Source organism: Pseudomonas sp. NBRC 111130 (assembly GCF_001320485.1).
GTDB lineage: Bacteria > Pseudomonadota > Gammaproteobacteria > Pseudomonadales > Pseudomonadaceae > Aquipseudomonas > Aquipseudomonas vlassakiae.
Genome location: NZ_BCBG01000100.1, coordinates 59,694 through 79,549, shown reverse-complemented (window position 1 = coordinate 79,549; position 19,856 = coordinate 59,694). Strand labels below are relative to the sequence as shown.

The window sequence follows — 19,856 nt, the reverse complement described above, 5'->3', positions numbered from 1 at the left end:
CCCGCGATGCGCCGCGCGGGCGGCGCTCGATCTCCCAGGCGCCAAACCTCTCAAGGCAGGCACCAGGGCTAAGGACAAACACCAGGGCTAAGGACAAACACCAGGGCTGACGACAATCACCAGGGCTAACGACAAACACCAGGGCTGACGACAATCACAGCCTGTGAGAGGATGTCCAACCTCCAAGCCAGGACCCCCGAACGCAGCCTGATGAAGACACCAAAACGAATCGAACCACTGATCGAAGACGGCCTGGTCGACGAAGTACTGCGGCCCTTGATGAGCGGCAAGGAAGCGGCCGTCTACGTGGTGCGCTGCGGTGCCCAGGTGCGCTGCGCCAAGGTCTACAAAGAGGCCAACAAGCGCAGCTTCCGCCAGGCCGCCGAATACCAGGAGGGCCGCAAGGTCCGCAACAGCCGCCAGGCCCGGGCCATGGCCAAGGGCAGCAAGTACGGCCGCAAAGAAGCCGAAGACGCCTGGCAGAACGCCGAGGTGGCGGCGCTGTTCCGCCTGGCCAATGCCGGCGTTCGGGTGCCCAAGCCGTACGACTTCCAGGACGGCGTGCTGCTGATGGAACTGGTCACCGACGCCGACGGCGACGCCGCGCCCCGCTTGAACGACGTGCACCTGGAGGCCGAAGAGGCCCGTGAGCATCATGCCTTCGTCATCCGCCAGATCGTGCTGATGCTCTGCGCCGGGCTGGTGCATGGCGACCTGTCTGAATTCAACGTGCTGCTCGGCCCTGAAGGCCCTGTGATCATCGACCTGCCACAGGCGGTGGACGCGGCGGGCAACAACCATGCGTTCAGCATGCTGCAGCGGGATGTGGCGAACATGGCGCATTACTTCGGGCGCTTTGCCCCGGAACTCAAGGCCACCCGCTACGCCGATGAGATGTGGGCGCTGTACGAAGCCGGTGAATTGCGCCCGGACAGCCCGCTGAGCGGGCAGTTCGAGGAAGACGACCATGCCGCCGACGTGGCCGGAGTGATGCGCGAGATCGACGCCACCCTGCGCGATGAAGCCCGCCGCCGTGCGGCGCGGGATGAGGCCGAGCATGGGCCGGCCAAGGCTGAAGAGCCGACACCGCCGTGGATGCAGTAAAGGTCTGACCGTTCCTGCGCTGCCAGGCATTTCGCTCTTCCCACCTGCTTGCCGAGGGCCCCAATCAGCGCTGGGAGTCAACCATTGCTGTAGCAGCCTGAGCACGGGCAGCGGATAAAAATTGCAGTTCAAACCGAAGGCGGTACCCGTTTGTTGCGCCAAGACGCGCTTCAACACTAGTGCCGCCGTTTCCTCGCCGCACAGGCAAAAATCGGCTGTTGCCATTGACGCAAGGCAGTATCTCGTCATCCGGCCTTTTCACTGGCGCCGGACAGGCATAAGGTATACGCCGTTAAAAATGCCCTGGAGCTGTCATGTCCAACCGTTTCCCGTCCGTTCGTCCCCGTCGCCTGCGCCAGAACGAATCCCTGCGCACGATCTTCCAGGAAACCGAATTCCGCCTGGAAGACCTGATCCTGCCGATCTTCGTCGAAGAAGGCATCGATGACTTCGTGCCAATCACCAGCATGCCGGGTGTCAACCGGATCCCGGAAAAACGCCTGGCCCAGGAAATCGAGCGCTATGCCCGCGCCGGCATCAAGTCGGTGATGACCTTCGGCGTGTCGCACAACCTGGACGCCACCGGCAGCGACACCTGGAACGAAAACGGCCTGGTTGCGCGCATGTCGCGCATCTGCAAGGACACCGTGCCGGAGATGGTGGTGATGTCCGACACCTGCTTCTGCGAATACACCAGCCATGGCCACTGCGGCGTGCTGCACGACCATGGCGTGGACAACGACGCCACCTTGGCCAACCTGGGCAAGCAAGCGGTCATCGCCGCCGCTGCTGGTGCCGACTTCATCGCCCCGTCGGCGGCGATGGATGGCCAGGTGCAGGCCATTCGTAGCGCCCTGGACGGTGCCGGTTTCCACGACACCGCGATCATGGCCTATTCCACCAAATTCGCTTCGTCGCTGTATGGGCCGTTCCGTGAAGCGGGCGGCACCGCGCTCAAGGGCGACCGCAAGAGCTACCAGATGAACCCGATGAACCGCCGCGAGGCGGTGCGTGAGTCGCTGCTCGACGAGCAGGAAGGGGCCGATGTGCTGATGGTCAAGCCGGCCGGCGCCTACCTCGACGTGATCGCCGACATCCGCGCTGCGTCGCGCCTGCCGCTGGCGGCCTACCAGGTAAGCGGCGAATACGCGATGATCAAGTTCGGCGGCCTGGCCGGTGCCATCGACGAAGGCCGGGTGGTGCGTGAAAGCCTCGGTGCGATCAAGCGCGCCGGTGCCGACCTGATCCTGACCTATTTCGCCATGGACCTCGCTCGCGACGGGATCTGACCGTCAGCAAGCGCCGCTTCCGAGCGGCGCTTGCAGTGCGCGCAATGCGCTGGCGCAGGAAAAAAGCAGTAAGCGCTGAATTATTTAGTGTCCCGTTGGATCAGATCCCATAGAGCTATCAGCAACAGGGAAACGGGCATGAAATCTCGCAAGAAAAGTGTTAAGCCGATCGGTTTGAAAGACATCACCATCGTCGACGACGCCAAGATGCGCAAGGCCATCACCGCCGCCGCGCTGGGCAACGCCATGGAATGGTTCGACTTTGGTGTTTACGGCTTCGTCGCCTATGCACTGGGCAAAGTGTTTTTCCCCAATGCCGACCCCAGCGTGCAGATGATCGCGGCACTGGCCACGTTCTCGGTGCCATTTCTGATTCGCCCGCTGGGCGGGCTGTTCTTCGGCGCCCTGGGCGACCGCTTCGGGCGACAGAAGATCCTCGCCGCAACCATCGTGATCATGTCGCTGAGCACCTTTGCCATCGGCTTGATTCCTTCCTATGCCTCGATCGGCATCTGGGCGCCGATCTTGTTGTTGCTGGCGAAGATGGCCCAAGGCTTCTCGGTGGGCGGGGAGTACACGGGGGCATCGATTTTCGTCGCCGAGTACGCCCCGGACCGCAAGCGCGGCTTTCTCGGCAGCTGGCTGGACTTTGGCTCGATTGCCGGCTTTGTCCTCGGGGCGGGGGTGGTCGTGCTGATCTCCACTGTGCTCGGCGAAGAGAAGTTCCTCGAATGGGGCTGGCGTCTGCCGTTCTTCCTGGCCTTGCCGCTGGGCATCATCGGCCTCTACCTGCGCCACGCCCTTGAAGAAACCCCGGCGTTCCAGCAACACGTGGACAAACTCGAGCAGGGTGACCGCGAAGGCCTGGCCTCGGGGCCGAAGGTGTCGTTCAAGGAAGTTGCCACCAAGCACTGGCGCAGTCTGATTACCTGCATCGGCGTGGTGATCGCCACCAACGTCACCTATTACATGCTGCTCACGTACATGCCCAGCTACTTGTCGCACAACTTGCACTACAGCGAAGACCACGGTGTGCTGATCATCATCGCGATCATGGTCGGCATGCTGTTCGTGCAGCCGATCATCGGCCTGCTGAGCGACAAGTATGGCCGCCGCCCGTTCATCGTGGTCGGCAGCGTCGGGCTGTTCGCCCTGGCCATCCCGGCGTTCATGCTGGTCAACAGCGGCGCGCTGGGGCTGATCTTCTCCGGCCTGCTGATCATCGCCGTGCTGCTGAACTTCTTCATTGGCGTGATGGCCTCGACCTTGCCGGCGATGTTCCCCACGCACATCCGCTACAGCGCCCTGGCCAGTGCGTTCAACATCTCGGTGCTGATCGCCGGCTTGACCCCGACCCTCGCCGCCTGGTTGGTGGAAAGCAGCGGCAACCTGTACATGCCGGCGTACTACCTGATGGTGATCGCCGTGGTCGGCCTGGTCACCGGCGTGACCATGAAGGAAACCGCCAACAAGCCGCTGCGTGGCGCAGCACCTGCGGCGTCGGACATCGAAGAAGCGCGCGAACTGTTGCAGGAGCATCACGACAACATCGAGCAGAAGATCGAAGATATCGACGCGCAGATCGCCGAGCTGGAGGCCAAGCGCCAGGTGCTGGCGCAGCAGCACCCGCGTATCGACTGAGGCTCAACGCGGCATGTAGCCGCGCTGCCAGGTGCGGGGAATGAAGCGCGACACCAGCGCCAGCAGGCAGGCCAGCGCGGCGCTGCCGGCCATCGCCTGCAGGCCCAGGCGCTGCTGTAACCAGGCACCCAGGGCAGCGCCGAGCAGCATGCCGGCCCAGGGCACCAGTTGCACCCGCCAGCCGTTATGCCGCTCGCCCAGCAGCCAGCGGCCCAGGCCGCGGCCGAAGCGCGACAGTGCGCCGGTGACGTAGGTCAGGCCGATGGGCAGGCCATTCACCTGTTCCACTACCGCATTGATCATGCCCATGGCCAAGGTGGCCGCCAGCAGCGCCGGGAACGTCGCCGCAAACGGCCATGCTGCGGCGCAGGCAAGCAGTGTGGCGACCACCAGCAACACTGGCCAGGCTCGGCGTCGGAAGCCACGTGCCAGTATGACACCCAGCGCGTTGCCGGCCACGAAGCCCAGCACGGCGCCGCTCAGGCGCAGCACCATGGCCTGGTCCGCGTCACTGATGGCCACGGCCAGGCGCGTGGTGTTGCCGCTCATGAACGAGACGAAATCGCCCAATGCCAGCAGGCCGATGGCATCCGTCATGCCGGCCAGCACCGATAACCCGGCCACCAGGCCAAGGCCGACGCGGCCACGCAGGACCTGCAGGCGCAGGCGCCTGGCCGTGCGCGCGGGGAGGGCGTTGGGCAGCATGTGCGGGCTTCAGTGCGGCAATTCGCGGGCGAGGGTGCTCTTGATGGTGCGCTCCACCACATCCACCAGCACCATGGTCTGGTGGTCCACCTCGATATTCAGCAGCTCGCCGGCCTGGTAGCGGGCGAAGGTGGTCTGGCGCAGGGTCTCGGGGATCAGGTTGATGGTCACCACGTTGTCCTCGACATCGGCGACGGTCAGGCTGCAACCGTTGACCCCGATGAAGCCACGCGGGAAAACGTACTTGCCCCACTGCGGTGGCATGCGGAAGGTGATGAAAGCGCCGGTTTCCTTGATCGACAGCTCGACGACCTCGGCGGTGGTGGCAATGTGGCCGGCCATCAGGTGGCCACCCACTTCGGCGTTCATTTTCGCCGAGCGCTCGATATTGACACCCTGGCCAGCCTTGAAGCAGCGCAGGTTGGTGCGTTCGAGCGTGGCGGTCATGGCGTCGAACTTGACCTGGGTGCCGTCGATTTCGGTGACCGACAGGCAGGTACCTTCGACACTGACGCTGGCGCCGATCTTCAGCTCGTCGAGCAGTTCCGGGGTGAGGTCGATGGTGAACTGGTTGTGGCCCGGGTAGGTGGTCACATCAAGCAGAGGGCGGACGGCCTGGACGATGCCGGTGTACATGAAGTTGCTCCTGGGCACAGAGTGGGAAAACATCAGGAAGCTATGCCCGTGGCGCCGCAAATGCAAGCTGCCTGTGCCGGCCTCTTCGCGGGTAAACCCGCTCCCACAGGTATTGCACAAAGCTTGAAGACTGTGGCGATCCTGTGGGAGCGGGTTTACCCGCGAAGAGGCCAGTACAGGCTTCAGACATGCCCGCTGCTGTTCACGATCCTCAGGCACAGCGCTTCATAAGGGTCCAGGTTGACAGTCAGCCGCCCATCCTCGGTCAGGTCGCCTTCGACCGTCTCGTTGATCATGTCCACCACCGGCCCCGGGGTGAAGCCGGTCAATTGCAGCTCCTCGGCAATCACCGCCTGGCCGAAGTTCAACGCGCTGATCTGGATGCCACGCCCGGCCGGCAGCTCATGCACCATCACCAGCAGCCCCGGGCTACTGACCTCGGGCACCAGCACCTGTCGGCTGGTGGCGATGCCATAGGCCTGACGCACGGCCAGCAGTTTCTTCACCTGGCTGGCGAACGACGCGGGGTTGTCCAGCTGGCTGTCGAGGCTGCCATACAGCGAGCGGGCGCGCGGCATGCCGCGCACCGATGTCTCTGCCTGCGGGGCGAGCCCGGCCAGGTCGTAGCCGCCGCGGTGGATCCAGCGGGTATCGCCGTCGGCCATGCGCTCGGCCACCGCTTCGGCCGGCAGCGGCAGGGCGCCGACCATGTCCCAGCCGGACAGCGCGACCACGCCCGGTTGCATGGCGTTGTACATCACCAGCAGCAGGTGCACTTTCTGGATCAGTGCGATGTCCGCCGGGCTGATCTGGTCGAGGTCGCGCATGCCCAATGCTGCAGTGATCAGGCTGGCGGTGGTGCAGGCGATGCCGTTGGTGACGAATCGCAGGTTGTACGGTGCATGCTCACCGGACAGGCGTTCGTAGAGTTCCTCGCGGATGTGCTCGCGCAGGATGCTGCCAGGCAGCGTCTGGCCCTTGTACAGGTACATGTCGTGGGCGTGCAGGGTCCAGAAGTGCACCAGCTCGACGGTCAGTTCGTCGTGGTTCTGCAAGGCGTGGATCAGCGACGCCGGATCGATGCCAAAGGCGTGCATTTCCTTGAGCATCAGGCGCAGGAATTCGGTGTCGCCGGTCAGCAAGGCGTGCTGGTAGGCCGGGCGGGTGATGAAGTCGTAGGACAGGTCGGCACCGCCCTTGGACATCTGCGCGATGTCGTCCAGGGTCAGGTTGAGCTCCTGGAAGCTGAAACCGCCGGCCTTGCGGATCATGCCGCCGATCAGCTGGTTGCCGACGATCGACAACGGGTGGCTCTCGGACCAGGCACTGCCGCTGGGGCGGGTTTCCACGCCGAGAAAGCCGTTGGCATCCAGGCGCAGGCCGCGGGCACCCAGGCAGTCCAGCGCGTGCAGGGCGTCGCCGATGATCATCTGCTGGGCGGCGAAGCTGGGGTCGAGCCAGTTCAGGGATGGCTGGCCTTCCTTGAAGTAATGTAGGTACACCCAGCGCCGGGTCTTGCCGTCGACCCCGGTGATGGGCGCGGTGGCGCTCCAGTCGGTTTCCTTGACCCCGGGTTCGAAGAAGATCACCCGCTGCAGCTGACCGACGATGTAGTGGCGCGCCTTGAGCTCGTCGCACACCGCCGGCGACAGGTTCACGGCATCGCGGCCCTCAGGCACCTCGGGCAGCAGCGGCCAGTCCTCCTCACGGATCTCGACCATGTGGTAGAGCCCGGGGTAGGCACCGTGGGCCAGCTCGGCCAGGCGAAAGTCCGCGCCCTTGCCGGTGTGCGAGGGGATCAGGTCGTCGATGGTCACGGCATTGTGCGCGGCGGCCAGGCGGCTCATCTGCACCAGCTCCTGCTCGGTGCCGTAGAGCGGGTCGATGTCAAAGCTGATGCGGTCGAAGTTACCGTCGATGCTCGGGGTGAAGTCACGCCCGCGCACCCCGCCAGACTGCTTGATGGGGCCGGTGTGGATGCCCTGCACACCAATCTCCGACAGGCGTTTCCACAGCGCTTCATGGCCGAGGGCGGCGAGCACCGAGCAGCCTTCGGGGGCGATGATCGCGTCGGGGTAGACGGTCAGCCATACCGAGGCGATTTCCGTGGCGCGGCGTGGCTGGGCTTCGGCGTAGGGGTTCTGCCACAGGCGTGACTGGCCGGAGTACAGGCGGGCCCGCTCCTGCGAGGCCTTGAGCATCGAGCGGTCTTGGAGCCATTGGAGGTATGACGGGTCGGGCTGGGTCATTTCGCGTCCTCTTTGCGTGGCGGCACCGGCCAAGGTTATGACGGCATCGTGGGCGGATCGTTCGGCTTGAGGCCGGTCATTGCTGCGCCACGGCCCACAGTTGTTGACGAAACCATTGTCGCAGCGGGTCGGCATGGGTCCGTTCATGCCAGATCTGCATGAGTTCGATCTTCGGCACGTTCAGGGGCAGAGGGTGCAGGCACAGGTCCGGTTCCCGCTTGGCGGCCTCTTCGGCGACCGAGCGCAGGCAGGTGAGCAGCAGGTCGGTGCCCGGTATCAGTCGCGTTGGGGCGATGAAACTGGACAAGCCAGCTACGATTCGCCGGCTGCGCCCGGCCGCTCGCAGGGCACGGTCCACCAGGCCGTCAAGGTCGCCGGTGAGGGTCGTCAACAGGTGATCGCAGGCCAGAAACGCCTCAAGGTCGAGCCCTGCATGCAGGCGCAGGTTGTTGCGCGACGCCAGCACCACGAAGTCCTCACTGAGCAGGCGTTGCTGATGGAAGGTATCTGGCAGGTCGGTGAAGAAGCCCGCGATGGCCAGGTCGCAGGTGCCTTTTTCCAGCGCCTCGCGCGGCAACTGGCCAGCGGTGTTGTGGGTGATCAGCACCAGGTTCGGCGCCTGGCGGCGCAGGATCGGCAGCAACCTTGGGAGCAGGGTCTGTTCCATGAAGTCGGTGCTGTACAGGTGCAGGCGCGCCGGGCGGGCGAGAAAGTCCTGGCCGTCACACCGTTCATAGAACGCGGCCAGGCTTTCGACCAGCCGCTGTACTTCGGGGGCCAGCTCATGCGCCCGCGGGGTGGCGGCGAGGCCACGGGGGGCACGCACGAACAGCGGGTCGCCAAACTGGTGCCGCAGCTTGTTCAGCTTATGGCTGAGCGCCGGTTGGCTCAGGGCCATGCGCGACGCGGCGAGGGTGGCGTTGCGTTCCTGGTAGAGCACGTGGAACAGGTACAGCAGGTTGAGGTCCTTGCTGGCGATATTCATTTTATGGATCACAGAAATAAGAGCTTTCGAATTATCGAATTCTAGCGGCCTGATTACGATGGGCCCAGTTCCCATATCTATTCAGGTGAAACCGATGAACAAGCTCAATACCCTGGCGCTGGCAATGACCGGTGCTCTGCTCGCCAGTACTGGCTATGCCGCACCCAAGGGCGAGATCGTGGTGCTGTTATCCAGTGAACACCAGTTGCCGTTGCAAGACGGCAAGCAGTACCCCACCGGTTATTACCTGAACGAGTTCGGCGTACCTGCCGACCAATTGCTCAAGGCCGGTTACAAACTGGTGCTGGTGACCCCCAAAGGCAATGCGCCAAGCGTCGATGTGCGCTCGGTCGATCCGCAGTACTTTGCTGGCGATGCAACGGAAATGCGGCGCATCGAGCAAGTCGTGAAGGGCCTGCCAGGCATCGACGACACCTTGTCAGTGAAGGAACTGCTGGCCGGCGGGCTGGAGCGCTATGCCGGTCTGTTCATCCCCGGTGGCCATGCGCCGTTGATTGACCTGGCCAACGACCCCGACGTAGGTACCTTGCTGCGCCATTTCCACGCGGCTGGCAAACCGACCGCAGCCATCTGCCACGGGCCTATCGCCTTGTTGGCCGCGCAACAGGACCCGGCCAGCTACCAGGCTGCCTTGGCACGTGGCGATCAGCCTGCGGCCCGTGACTGGGTGTATCAGGGGTATCGGATGACGATTTTCTCTGACCCTGAGGAGCAGGTTTTCGAGCGCTCGCTCGCGCCGCAGCGTTTGCAGTTCTATCCGGCCAAGGCCATGGCCGGGGCGGGTGGTGCCATGAGCTATGCCCAGGCCTGGCAGCCGCATGTTCAGGTTGATCGAGAACTGATCACCGGTCAGAACCCGTTCTCTGATAAAGCACTGGCCAAGGTGCTTCTGCAGAAGCTGGCTGAGCGCGAGCAGAGGCAGTGACTGCCTACAAGCCAGCGCCCCGGCCTTGAATGCTAGAAACTGTACTTGGCCGTCATCATCAGGTTTCGCGGCGCGCCCCAGGTGTCGCCGGCGTAGTCCACCGAACTGGCAACGGCCGAGTAGTACTTGCGGTCGAACACATTGTTGGCATTGAGCTGCAGGTCGAGGTGCTGGTTGACCCGGTAGCCCGCCATCAGGTCGGTGACGGCATAGGCGCCCTGGACCAGCCGGTACTCGCTGCCATCGGCCACGGTGAAATCGTTGTAGATACGGCTCTGCCACGAAATGTTGCCACCCACGCGCAGTTTCTCCAGCGGGCCCTGGAAGTGGTACACGGTGTTCAGCTTGAACATGTGCTCCGGGGTATCGGTGTCGAAACGCTGGTTGACGTTGGCAGGGTTGGCCGCGTCCTTGATGGTGTGTGCCCGCGCATAGGTATAGCCCGCGCCGATCTGCCAGTCAGGCGTCAGCGCCCCTTGCAGCTCCATGTCGATACCCTGGCTGCGGACCTCGCCCGAGGCCTCGTAGCAGGAGGTTTGCGGGCAGTTCGCGACGTATACCTGGGTGGCACGGTTCTCCTGGTCGATGCGGAACAGCGCGACGCTGGCATTGAGCGCGCCGCCGAAGTATTCGCCCTTGATGCCGACCTCGTAGTTCCTGCCTACGATCGGTTTTACCGGGGTACCGGAAGTGTCCTTCGAGCTTTGCGGGGTGAAGATGTCGCTGTAGCTGACATACACCGAGTGATGGTCGTCGAGGTCGTAGATCAGGCCTGCATACTTGGTGACGTTGCGGGTGACCTTGTAGTCGCCGTCGCCATCGCGGTTGTCGTAGTCGTACCAGTCCAGGCGCCCGCCGAGGATCAGCTTGAGCGGGTCGGCCAGGTTCAGGCGGGTGGTGATGTACACGCCGTCCTGGGTGGTCACTTCGCGCTGGTTGCCGGTGTGCACGAAGTTCGGCTTGCTGCCGTTTAGCGGCCAGAACCTGTCGTACGGGCTGTAGTTGCGGGTGTCCATGTCGTAGATGCGCTTGCTGGCGCCGACCACCAGTTCATGGCTGCGGCCAAGCAGTTCGAACGGGCCGCTGACGAAGGCGTCCAGGCCTGCCTGGTTTTCCTGGTGCCTGGACTGGTAGACCGTGCGCGCAATCGGCGCCTGCAGCCCGCCCCAGCGCGACTGGTAGGACCCGGTGAAGGTAGCTTGCTGCTGCGCATAATTGGCATTGACCTGCAGCTTCCAGTCGTTGGCCAGTAAGTGGCGCAGTTCGGCGAACAGGGTATCGATCTGCTGGTCCTTGTTCTCCCAGTCGCTGCCGGGGTTGTAGGAACGTGAGAAGTCCAGGTGGTGACCATCGACCGCAGTGGGCATGGCGCCCCAGAAGTTATTGGTCTTGTCCGTCTGGTGCGAGAAACCAAGCATCAGGCTGGTGTCATCGGACAGGTCTGCCTCGGTCACCGCATAGAACAGGCCGTGGTCTTCCTCGACATCATCGATGTAGCTGTTGGCGTCACGGTAGGACGCCACCACGCGCCCGCGCAGGGTACCGCTGTCATTGAGCGGGCTGGAGGCATCGACCTCGCCGCGGTAGTCGTCCCAGCTGCCGGCGGCGCCGGTCAGGGTGACCTTCTGCTCGGCCAGCGGGCGCTTGCGCACCAGGTTGACCGCCGCCGACGGGTTGCCAGCACCGGTGACCAGGCCGGTGGCGCCGCGCACCACCTCGACCCGGTCGAACATTGCCAGGTTCGGCTGGGCCCCGACGACCCAGCCGGTATAGCCACTGGGGATGCCGTCGTACATCAGGTTATCGATGTTGAAACCGCGTGCCGAGTAGCTCTGCCGGCCCGGGCCGCTGGAGTAGTCGAGGAACAGGCCAGGCGTGGCCTTGACCACATCGTTGATGCTGGTCATGGCCTGGTCGTCCATGCGCTGGCGGGTGATCACGGTTACTGCCTGGGGCGTTTCGCGCATGCTCAGCGGCAGCTTGGTGGCGGTAGACATGGAGCCGGTCGTGTAGGAGCCCGAGCCCTCGGTGGTGCTGCCCAGCCTGTCCGAGCTGATTTCAGTCGCGCCCAGCTCCAGCGTGGTCGGAGCGTCTTCGGCCAGGGTGGGCGTGGCCATGGCCATGCATACGGCCATGGCGAGCAGGTTGCGGGCGGCGAGGGGGCGCGTGTGCGCGAGGGGTGAAAGCATGACGGATGGGCTCCTGGCGTATAGCTAACGTAACTAATTATGAGAATGATTAGCAGTTAGTTTGTCAGGATGTGTCGCACCTTGGGAAGGTGGTATGCCAGATCCATTACAAAATTTTCACAAATCACCCGGTGCGGGTGATCTTCTTGCCACGCTGGCCGGCCACTTCGATTGCCTGCCCGTCGCGCTGCTTGCCTTGTCGTGCCAGGCCTTCCAGCTGCGGAATCAGCATGCCTTCCGGCAGGTGCCGCCAGAACCGACCCGGCATGTGCAGGCGCAGCGCGTCAGGGTTGAGCCGGGCAGGATTGAAAGTATGCCGGTAATAGGTACGCCACAGTTCAGCGCCGGGGTCGTCGGCATTGTGCGCCCATTGCCGCCAATCGTCCGGGCAGCGGCGTCGATAATCGAATACCTGACCATCGAAGCGAATGCCATCCTGCTGGGTTGCGATCAGCCAGCGCTGGCGCCCGAGGCGGTCAGCGAAGTGCGCGCTGGCGCTTTCCAGGATGTCGTGAGCGGGTTCGTGGTAAGCCACCAGGTCCAGCTGCAACCGCTCGGCCAGCATCTGGGGCAGTGGCACGAAACGCACGAATGCGTGGAGGTGGTGCGCCTCGCGGCTGACCTGCTTGATGCGCCGCTGCAACTCACTGCCCAGGCGGTCACCCGCCAGCATTGCGGTACGGTCGCCATGGGCCACGCGCCAGAGCACTTCGTACAACAGGTTCCAGCGTTGTTCACCGCGGTAGCGGGCCGCCTGCTCGAGTTGCGTCAGCAGTGCGGCCGGCACCTTGGCACGAAATGGGCCGGGGCCTTCGGGCAGGGGAGTGGGCTGCGCCAGCAGGTCCTGGATCGGGCCTTGTGCCCAAGTCACGTCGGCGGGGTCGATGCCATGCCCCAGCAGGGTACGCGCCTGGTTGCGACACGTGGCGAACAGGTCATCGCAATCGAGCGCAATCACCCCCACAACCCCATCTGCTGCGGCGCCTGGGGTTCGCGCAGGCGTGCCCTGAGCAAGCCACTGCGCAGCTCGCCATCGGCGGGGCGGTAATCGCTGGTGACGATGAACGGCCGCGCCTTGTCCAGCACGCAGCGCAGCTGGATCAGGTCGTCGTAGCGCACGCGCCGCTCGCGACGCAGCGCCACCAGCCGTTGCACGCTGCGCAGGCCGATGCCGGGAATGCGCGCCAGCAACGCAGGCTCGGCACGGTTCACATCCAGCGGGAACAGCTCGCGGTTGGCCAGCGCCCAGGCCAGCTTGGGGTCGATGTCCAGCGCCAGGTTGCCAGCCTGGCCGAGCAGCTCACCGGCTTTGTAACCGTAGTTGCGCAGCAGGAAGTCGGCCTGGTACAGGCGGTGTTCGCGCAGCAGTGGCGGGGCGGCCAGCGGCACACTGCCAGGGCTGTCGGGGATCGGGCTGAAGGCCGAGTAGTACACGCGCTTGAGGCCGTAGCCCTGATACAGCGATTCGGCGTTGCGCAACAGGGTGCTGTCGTCGGTGGCGTCGGCGCCGACGATGACCTGGGTGCTCTGCCCGGCCGGGGTGAAGCGGGGTGCCTTCGGTTCACCGGCCACGGCCTGCTGACCCTGATGGATCACGCCCATGGCCTGGCGTATGGTATGTGCCTGCTTTTCCGGGGCCAGGCGCTTGAGGCTGGCGTCGGTAGGCAGTTCAATGTTGACGCTGAGGCGGTCGGCCAGGCGCCCGGCTTCTTCGATCAGCAGCGGGTCGGCGTCGGGGATGGTCTTCAGGTGAATGTAGCCACGGAAGTGGTGTTCCTCGCGCAGCAGGCGCGCCACACGGATCAGCTGTTCCATGGTGTAGTCGGCCGAGCGGATGATGCCCGAGCTGAGGAACAGGCCGCTGATGCAGTTGCGCCGGTAGAAATCCAGGGTCAGGCGCACCACTTCCTCGGGGCTGAAGCGCGCCCGCGGGACGTTGCTGGAGCGGCGGTTGACGCAATACTGGCAGTCATACAGGCAGAAGTTGGTCAGCAGCACCTTGAGCAGCGATACGCAGCGGCCATCGGGGGTGTAGCTGTGGCAGATACCCATGCCATCGGTCGCGCCCATGCCGACGCTGCCCCGCGAGCTGCGTTTCGGCGCGCCGCTGCTGGCGCATGAGGCATCGTACTTGGCGGCATCGGCGAGAATGCCGAGTTTGGCAATGAGTTGCATGGGGATGTCTCGAAATACTGAATATTCATACAGTATTTCGAGACCGGTACATTTGCAAGGGCCAGCGCCGGCGTCAGGGCTTGCTGAGCATGTAGAACAAGTTGGGCTCGCTGACGACGTAGAGGTTGCCGGCGCTGTCCATGGTCATGCCTTCGGGCTGCGGCGCGTCACGGTGCAGCCCGCCAAGCCAGGCACGCAGTGAACGGATACTGACGAAGCGGCCATCACCATCGAGCTCGGTGATGTTCTTCGACTGGTCGCTGAGTACCAGCAGATGGCCGGTACGTGGGTCGTAGTAGCCATCGGACAGGTCGGTGGCGAACACGCTGCGCTTGACCCAGTCGCGGCGGTCACTGACTGTCAGTTGCAAGGGCCCGCCGCTGAGTGCGCCGAGCATGCCGGTGACTGTGAACAGCTGTCGTGGGTCGCGCTCCTTGATGGCGAAGAGGCGGTCATGCTGGCGGTCGTAGGTCACCCCCTCGAAGCCCTTGTTGCGCAGGGTCGGGTTGATGTCGAGGGTGATCCACTGAGCCTCGCTGGCGTGGATCGGCTGCGGGTGGTCGGGCAGGGTGATCACGTCCAGGCGTTGCTTCTGCTCGTCGCTGATGGCCAGGCGGCCATTGCCCAGGTAGGCCAGGCCTTCGGTGTCTTCGAAGTCCACCAGGGGATAGCGCGCCACGATGACGCCGGTCTTGCTCAACTCCAGCAATTCCATGGGCACACCATTGGTGATCGCCAGCAGCCGGTCGCGGTCGTAGTCGTAGGTGATGCCGGACAGGTTGGTCAGGTTCGGGTCCACCACTTTGGCGTCGATCGTGACCTTGAAGTCCGGCAGCCAGACGTTCTTGCCGGGTGCGGTGTCGCCCGTCAAGCGGTTGCTCAGGTGCGCGTAGAGTTGCTGAGGCCAGAACGAGCGGGCGGCCTCGATGCCCACCAATGCCATGGCCACCAAGACGCCGACCGCGCCGATCTGGCCCCAGCGGTTCAAACGTCGCCACACATGCCGGCGCGGTGCTGGCAGGGTTTGAGTCGTCATTGTCCGACCCCCTGTGCTGCTGTTTGCAGGTGTGCGGGCGTGTTGGCCCAGGCGAAGTGGTAGACCTGTTCAGGTACGTTTGGCTGGCATTGGCCGTTGTCGGCATCGGCACCGACCACGTACCACTCGGCGCGCGAGGTGTCGCCCAACCGTTGAGCCTTGTCAGCGTTGAAGCAGCGGCCCAGTTCGGTTTGCGGAACCAGGGCGAAGGCCGTGGGGTTCTGGCGTAACCAATACACCGCGGTTTCCGGCTTGGACTGGTTGGCGAAACCGAAATGAACCAGGGGTTGCCGGGCGAACAGCCAATGCCCTTCACGCCAGTTGACCAGCACCAGTTCGGCGCCACCGGTGGCGCGGGCGGCGTCGGCCATCAAGGTTTCGTGCGGGTTGCGGCCCTCCTTGAGCGGCTCGACGAAGCCGCGGGCGAACCACAGGCAGAACCACGCCAGGGCAATGGCCGTGAACGCCTTGCGCCAGCCGGGGCGGCGCTGCAACCAGCGCTTGAGCAGCCACGGCACCAGCGGGGCGATGGCCAGTACCAGGCCGGGCAGGGCCGGGAAGATGTAGAGCTTGCGCTTGCCGCTGCTCAGGCTGAAGAACAGCAGCACCAGGGCCACCCAGCCGAGCAGCAGCAGGAAGCGCCCGTCACGTTTTTGCAGCTGCCTGCGCCAGGCCGGGACCAGCCACGGCAAGGCCAGGATCAGGGGCAGCCAGTATTGCGGGATGACCTTGACGAAGAAGTACCAGAACGGCTCGCGATGGTCCCAGGCATTGGCGTAACGGTTAGCGGTCTGGCGCAGGAGAATCTCCTTCAGGTAGGCCAGTTCCGCGGCACCGCCGCCGTGGGCGATCGATATCAGCAGCGGTAGCAGCCACACCGCGCAGCCTGCCAGCAGCCAGACGAAACCCAGGCTCCAGCGCCAACCCTGGCCGGGATACGCCACCACGCCGCGCCAGCCTTTGCGCACGGCCCAGGCATAAGGCAGCAGCATCAGTGCGGGTACGAACCCCACGCCCTTGCTGATGATGCCCAGGCCCATGGCCGCACAGGCCATGTAGAACCAGCCCCAGGCAGGCCCGAGCAACAGATGGCGGACCATGCCGTACAGGCCCAGCGCCACCCACAGGCACAGGTAGCTGTCGATCTGCCCGGTGCGCAGGATGCTGTAGCTCTGGTAGGTCGCCAGGAACAGCAGCGCGGCGATCATGCCGATGCGCCGGGTCCACAGGCGTCTGCCCAGGTCATGCAGCACCAGGGTGATGGTCGCAGCGGACATCAGCCCTGGCAGGTAGAGGGCGACCTTGGGCGAGCCGGTCAGGTAACTGAACAGGGCTACCGTCCACATGAACAACGGGGGTTTGTCGCCATAGATTTCCGCAGCGCGGTGAGGGATGAACCAGTTGCCGCTCTGGAGCATTTCCAGGGCGACGCCGAGGAAGCGCTCTTCATCGACGTTCATCGGCTGGCGCCAGCCTATACCGGCACCGACCAGCAGCACGGCGAGTACAACCAGGGCCAGGCGTTCGGCCCCCAGTGTCTGGAACCTTGGCAAGGGCTATTCCTTCTGCTCTTTGTGGCGGGCAATCAACTGCAGGTTGCGCAGGTAGACCACCAGGCCGAACGACTGGCCGATGATGAATACCGGGTCCTCGCGGTAGATGGCGTAGACCAGCAGCAGGGCGCTGCCGAGCATGCTCAGGTACCAGAAGCCCACCGGGATCACGCTGCGTTTCTTGAATTCGCTGTACAGCCACTGCAGCACGAAGCGGCCGGTGAACACGACCTGGCCGGCGAAGCCGACGATCAGCCAGAGGGTTTCGCGGGTCATCCTTCGAGCTCCTGAGGGTGGGTGTCGAGGCGTGTGCGGCGGATCAGCCACCAGACCCCGACCAGGTCGAGAATGCCGACCAGGGCGCGGTCCAGGTTGCCGTACTTGGACACGCCGGCATGGCGCGGGCGATGGTGCACCGGGTGCACCAGCATGCGGCCCTTGTGGCGCAGGATCAGCGCCGGGATGTAGCGGTGCATGTGGTCGAAATAGGGCAGGCGCAGGAAGGCTTCGCGGTCGATCAGTTTCAGGCCGCAGCCGGTGTCTGGCGTGGCGTCCTTGAGCAGGCGGCTGCGCAGGCCATTGGCGAAGCGCGAGGCCCAGCGCTTGCTGGCGGTATCGCGGCGGTTGACGCGGTGCCCGGCGACCAGCTGGATGCCGCCGCCGAGGTCTTGGTTGCCGCGCACCAGGGCGAGCATGCCGGGGATGTCGGCCGGGTCGTTCTGCCCGTCGCCGTCCAGGGTGGCCAGCCAGCGGCCGCGGGCAGCCTGGGCGGCGTGCCAGATCGAGGTGCTCTGGCCCAGCGAGCGGTCGTGGCGCAGGATGCGCAACTGGGGAAAGCCTTGCTGCTTGAGCTGCTTCAGCCTGTTGAGCGTCTGGTCAGTGCTGCCGTCGTCGACCACCAGCACTTCATAGTTTTCGGCGGCCAGCGCCGTGCGGATTTCCGCCAGCAGCGCCGGCAGGTTGTCGACCTCGTTCTTGGCGGGGATCAGTACCGAGAGGTCAAGAGGATCAGTCATCGAGGCTACCTGTGTGCTTGTATGGATTGCGTGGTCACACGGTAGAAGTCCCGGTACCACCCGACGAAAGCGGCAACGCCGTGCTCCAGTGGGGTGCTCGGCGAAAAATCGATCCAGCGCGTCAGTGAGTCCACATCCGCCCAGGTCTCCAGCACGTCACCGGCCTGCAACGGCAGGTATTCGCGCCGGGCCTTGATGCCCAGTGCGTCCTCCAGGCACTCGACGAACGCCAGCAGACGTACCGGCTGGCCACGGCCGATGTTGAACAGTTGGCAGGGCGGTTGCCCGGCATCAGGCTGAGGCGGTTTCTGGCGCAGGCGCAGGATGCTTTCGACGATGTCGTCGATGTAGGTGAAGTCGCGCGCCATCTGGCCATGGTTGTAGATCTCGATCGGCTGGCCTTGGAGCATCGCCCGGGTGAACTTGAACAGCGCCATGTCGGGGCGGCCCCACGGGCCATAGACGGTGAAAAAGCGCAGGCCGGTGATCGGCAGCTGGTACAGGTGCGCATAACTGTGGGCCATCAGCTCATTGGCGCGCTTGCTCGCGGCATACAGCGAAATCGGCTGCTCGACCGGGTCTTCGACGCTGAACGGCTGTTTGGTGTTGGCGCCATACACCGAACTGCTGGAGGCATAGATCAGGTGGCGCGGCGGGTGCTGGCGGCAGGCTTCGAGCAGGTTGAGAAAACCGGTCAGGTTGGATTGCCCATACACCGCCGGGTTGTCCAGTGAGTAGCGCACGCCCGCCTGCGCCGCCAGGTGGATCACTTCGCTGAATGGCTGCCCGGCGAACAGTTGCTGCATGTCGGCGGCGTTGGCGATGTCGACCGTCTGGAAGCGGAAACTGGAATAGGCGAGCAGCTGCTGCAGGCGCGCCAGCTTGAGCTCGACGCTGTAGTAGGCGTTGAGGTTATCGATGCCCACCACGTCGATGCCGGCTTCGCACAGGCGGCGAGCCAGGTGGAAACCAATGAATCCAGCGGCGCCGGTGATCAGTACGGGCATGCTTGTTTCACCTGGCCACGGCCAATACCGTAATACGTGAGGCCGGCGGCGGCCATGTGCTCGGGTTCGAACAGGTTGCGGCCGTCGAACACCACGCGGTCAGCCAGTTGCTGCGGGACCTTGTCCAGGTTCAATACCCGGTAATCCTGCCACTCGGTGACGATCACCAAAGCATCGGCCCCCAGCAGGGCGTCGTCCTTGCATGGCACCAGTTTCAGGTCGGGGCGAGCGCCGTAGAGCCGCTGGATCTCTTCCATGGCTTGCGGGTCGTGGGCCTGCACGCGGGCGCCGGCGGCCCACAGGGCTTCGAGCAGCACCAGGCTGGAGGCTTCGCGGATGTCATCGGTGTTGGGTTTGAACGATAGCCCCCACATGGCGAAGACCTTGCCGTGCAGGCCGTCGGGGTAGTGGCGCTGGATCTTGCTGAACAGCCGGCTCTTCTGCCGCTGGTTGACGGCCTCCACTGCGCCGAGCAACAGCGGGTCGAAGCCTTCGGCCTCGGCAGTCCTGCGCAGCGCCTGCAGGTCCTTGGGGAAGCACGAGCCGCCGAAGCCGCAGCCGGGGTAGATGAAATCGTAGCCGATGCGCGGGTCCGAGCCGATACCGCGGCGGACCATTTCGATGTCGGCCCCCAGGTGCTCGGCCAGGTTGGCCATTTCATTGATGAAGGAAATCTTGGTCGCCAGCATGCAGTTGGCAGCGTACTTGGTCAGCTCGGCGCTGCGCGCGTCCATGAGCATGATTTTCTCGCGGTTGCGGCTGAATGGCTGATACAGCTCGCGCAGCAACTCGACCTCGGCCGGTTCGGCGCCGCCGATGATGATGCGGTCCGGGCGCATGCAATCATCCACCGCCGAGCCCTCCTTGAGAAACTCGGGGTTGCTGATCACCTGGTAGCGTTCAGCGTCGGCCACCGCCTGGCTGATCCGCGCCTTGATACGGTCTACCGTGCCGACCGGCGAGGTGGACTTGTTGACGATCACCTTGGGGCCGTCGGCATGTTCGAGAATGCTGTCGATGACGCTGAACACATGGCGCATGTCGGCGCTGCCATCGGCCTGGGGCGGGGTACCGACGGCAATGAACTGCAACCTGGCGTACTGCGCCGCTTCAGCGGCATCGGTGGTGAAGCGCAGGCGGCCGCAGGCCAGGTTCTTCTCCAGCAGAGGCGCAAGGCCGGGCTCGAAAATCGGGCAATGTCCCTCGCTGAGCGCCGCCACCCTCGCGGCGTTGATATCCATGCATAACACCGAGTGCCCCACTTGGGCCAGGCACACCGCCTGGGTAAGGCCGACATAGCCGGTACCGAAAACCGTAACCTTCAT

The 19,856-nt window shown here is 64.4% G+C and carries 17 protein-coding genes; 4 read left to right on the top strand and 13 right to left on the bottom strand.

The window, feature by feature from the left end:
* Window positions 1–210: 210 nt before the first annotated feature.
* The 3 genes from APH33_RS23155 (at window position 211) to proP (ending at window position 4,034) form a co-directional block, all read left to right on the top strand.
* Entirely contained in the window at window positions 211–1,104 is an 894-nt protein-coding gene (locus APH33_RS23155) for a PA4780 family RIO1-like protein kinase (protein ID WP_054887371.1), read from the top strand.
* A gap of 314 nt (window positions 1,105–1,418) precedes the next feature.
* Window positions 1,419–2,393, top strand: coding sequence for a porphobilinogen synthase (gene hemB, locus APH33_RS23150; RefSeq protein ID WP_054887370.1), 975 nt, complete (start codon window positions 1,419–1,421; stop codon window positions 2,391–2,393).
* 138 nt (window positions 2,394–2,531) lie between these two features.
* On the top strand, window positions 2,532–4,034 hold the full coding sequence (proP, locus tag APH33_RS23145; RefSeq protein WP_054887369.1) for a glycine betaine/L-proline transporter ProP: 1,503 nt from the start codon (window positions 2,532–2,534) through the stop codon (window positions 4,032–4,034).
* Between the two features lie 3 nt (window positions 4,035–4,037).
* On the opposite strand, the gene APH33_RS23140 is transcribed toward proP, so the two are convergent.
* The 4 genes from APH33_RS23140 to APH33_RS23125 form a co-directional block, all read right to left on the bottom strand.
* Window positions 4,038–4,739 (bottom strand): YoaK family protein, encoded by a 702-nt coding sequence (locus APH33_RS23140; protein ID WP_054887368.1) that lies wholly within the window; start codon window positions 4,737–4,739, stop codon window positions 4,038–4,040.
* Between the two features lie 9 nt (window positions 4,740–4,748).
* Complete coding sequence (locus APH33_RS23135; protein ID WP_054887367.1) at window positions 4,749–5,375, bottom strand: riboflavin synthase; 627 nt, start codon at window positions 5,373–5,375, stop codon at window positions 4,749–4,751.
* A gap of 182 nt (window positions 5,376–5,557) precedes the next feature.
* Complete coding sequence (gene treS, locus APH33_RS23130) at window positions 5,558–7,624, bottom strand: maltose alpha-D-glucosyltransferase (RefSeq protein WP_054887366.1); 2,067 nt, start codon at window positions 7,622–7,624, stop codon at window positions 5,558–5,560.
* 76 nt (window positions 7,625–7,700) lie between these two features.
* The gene (locus tag APH33_RS23125; RefSeq protein ID WP_054887365.1) at window positions 7,701–8,609 is read right to left on the bottom strand and encodes a LysR family transcriptional regulator; all 909 of its coding nucleotides are present in this window, start codon (window positions 8,607–8,609) and stop codon (window positions 7,701–7,703) included.
* 94 nt (window positions 8,610–8,703) lie between these two features.
* Between APH33_RS23125 and APH33_RS23120 the strand changes: the two genes are divergently transcribed.
* A complete protein-coding gene (locus tag APH33_RS23120) occupies window positions 8,704–9,555 on the top strand; it encodes a type 1 glutamine amidotransferase domain-containing protein (RefSeq protein ID WP_054887364.1) in 852 nt (283 codons plus the stop codon).
* Window positions 9,556–9,587: 32 nt separating this feature from the next.
* Here the strand turns inward: APH33_RS23120 and APH33_RS23115 are convergent, their stop codons facing one another.
* From APH33_RS23115 to APH33_RS23075, 9 genes are all read right to left on the bottom strand, one after another.
* Window positions 9,588–11,744: a TonB-dependent siderophore receptor gene (locus APH33_RS23115; protein WP_054887363.1), complete on the bottom strand. Its 2,157-nt coding sequence runs from the start codon at window positions 11,742–11,744 to the stop codon at window positions 9,588–9,590.
* 124 nt (window positions 11,745–11,868) lie between these two features.
* The gene (locus APH33_RS23110) at window positions 11,869–12,708 is read right to left on the bottom strand and encodes a TIGR03915 family putative DNA repair protein (RefSeq protein WP_054887362.1); all 840 of its coding nucleotides are present in this window, start codon (window positions 12,706–12,708) and stop codon (window positions 11,869–11,871) included.
* The gene (locus APH33_RS23105) at window positions 12,699–13,919 is read right to left on the bottom strand and encodes a putative DNA modification/repair radical SAM protein (protein WP_054887361.1); all 1,221 of its coding nucleotides are present in this window, start codon (window positions 13,917–13,919) and stop codon (window positions 12,699–12,701) included. Before APH33_RS23105 ends, APH33_RS23110 begins: the two co-directional genes overlap by 10 nt.
* 73 nt (window positions 13,920–13,992) lie before the next feature.
* On the bottom strand, window positions 13,993–14,862 hold the full coding sequence (locus APH33_RS23100; RefSeq protein WP_249342079.1) for an SdiA-regulated domain-containing protein: 870 nt from the start codon (window positions 14,860–14,862) through the stop codon (window positions 13,993–13,995).
* Window positions 14,863–14,951: 89 nt separating this feature from the next.
* A complete protein-coding gene (locus tag APH33_RS23095; protein WP_054887359.1) occupies window positions 14,952–16,508 on the bottom strand; it encodes a glycosyltransferase family 39 protein in 1,557 nt (518 codons plus the stop codon).
* A gap of 3 nt (window positions 16,509–16,511) precedes the next feature.
* Window positions 16,512–16,784 carry a lipid-A-disaccharide synthase N-terminal domain-containing protein gene (locus tag APH33_RS23090; RefSeq protein ID WP_054887358.1) on the bottom strand — a complete coding sequence of 91 codons (273 nt, stop codon included), beginning with the start codon at window positions 16,782–16,784 and terminating at the stop codon, window positions 16,512–16,514.
* Entirely contained in the window at window positions 16,781–17,524 is a 744-nt protein-coding gene (locus tag APH33_RS23085) for a glycosyltransferase family 2 protein (protein WP_054887357.1), read from the bottom strand. The genes APH33_RS23090 and APH33_RS23085 overlap by 4 nt, the downstream gene beginning before the upstream one ends.
* 5 nt (window positions 17,525–17,529) lie before the next feature.
* Window positions 17,530–18,531, bottom strand: coding sequence for an NAD-dependent epimerase (locus APH33_RS23080; RefSeq protein WP_054887356.1), 1,002 nt, complete (start codon window positions 18,529–18,531; stop codon window positions 17,530–17,532).
* Window positions 18,519–19,856, bottom strand: coding sequence for a UDP-glucose/GDP-mannose dehydrogenase family protein (locus APH33_RS23075; RefSeq protein WP_054887355.1), 1,338 nt, complete (start codon window positions 19,854–19,856; stop codon window positions 18,519–18,521). Before APH33_RS23075 ends, APH33_RS23080 begins: the two co-directional genes overlap by 13 nt.

Bases quoted from the DNA above. Each gene is read 5' to 3' on its own strand.
- APH33_RS23140 (WP_054887368.1), bottom strand. From the start codon at position 4,739: ATGCTGCCCAACGCCCTCCCCGCGCGCACGGCCAGGCGCCTGCGCCTG.
- APH33_RS23125 (WP_054887365.1), bottom strand. From the start codon at position 8,609: ATGAATATCGCCAGCAAGGACCTCAACCTGCTGTACCTGTTCCACGTG.
- APH33_RS23085 (WP_054887357.1), bottom strand. From the start codon at position 17,524: ATGACTGATCCTCTTGACCTCTCGGTACTGATCCCCGCCAAGAACGAG.
- APH33_RS23115 (WP_054887363.1), bottom strand. From the start codon at position 11,744: ATGCTTTCACCCCTCGCGCACACGCGCCCCCTCGCCGCCCGCAACCTG.
- APH33_RS23135 (WP_054887367.1), bottom strand. From the start codon at position 5,375: ATGTACACCGGCATCGTCCAGGCCGTCCGCCCTCTGCTTGATGTGACC.
- APH33_RS23100 (WP_249342079.1), bottom strand. From the start codon at position 14,862: ATGGCATTGGTGGGCATCGAGGCCGCCCGCTCGTTCTGGCCTCAGCAA.
- APH33_RS23075 (WP_054887355.1), bottom strand. From the start codon at position 19,856: ATGAAGGTTACGGTTTTCGGTACCGGCTATGTCGGCCTTACCCAGGCG.
- proP (WP_054887369.1), top strand. From the start codon at position 2,532: ATGAAATCTCGCAAGAAAAGTGTTAAGCCGATCGGTTTGAAAGACATC.
- hemB (WP_054887370.1), top strand. From the start codon at position 1,419: ATGTCCAACCGTTTCCCGTCCGTTCGTCCCCGTCGCCTGCGCCAGAAC.
- APH33_RS23105 (WP_054887361.1), bottom strand. From the start codon at position 13,919: ATGCAACTCATTGCCAAACTCGGCATTCTCGCCGATGCCGCCAAGTAC.
- APH33_RS23120 (WP_054887364.1), top strand. From the start codon at position 8,704: ATGAACAAGCTCAATACCCTGGCGCTGGCAATGACCGGTGCTCTGCTC.
- APH33_RS23080 (WP_054887356.1), bottom strand. From the start codon at position 18,531: ATGCCCGTACTGATCACCGGCGCCGCTGGATTCATTGGTTTCCACCTG.
- APH33_RS23155 (WP_054887371.1), top strand. From the start codon at position 211: ATGAAGACACCAAAACGAATCGAACCACTGATCGAAGACGGCCTGGTC.
- treS (WP_054887366.1), bottom strand. From the start codon at position 7,624: ATGACCCAGCCCGACCCGTCATACCTCCAATGGCTCCAAGACCGCTCG.
- APH33_RS23090 (WP_054887358.1), bottom strand. From the start codon at position 16,784: ATGACCCGCGAAACCCTCTGGCTGATCGTCGGCTTCGCCGGCCAGGTC.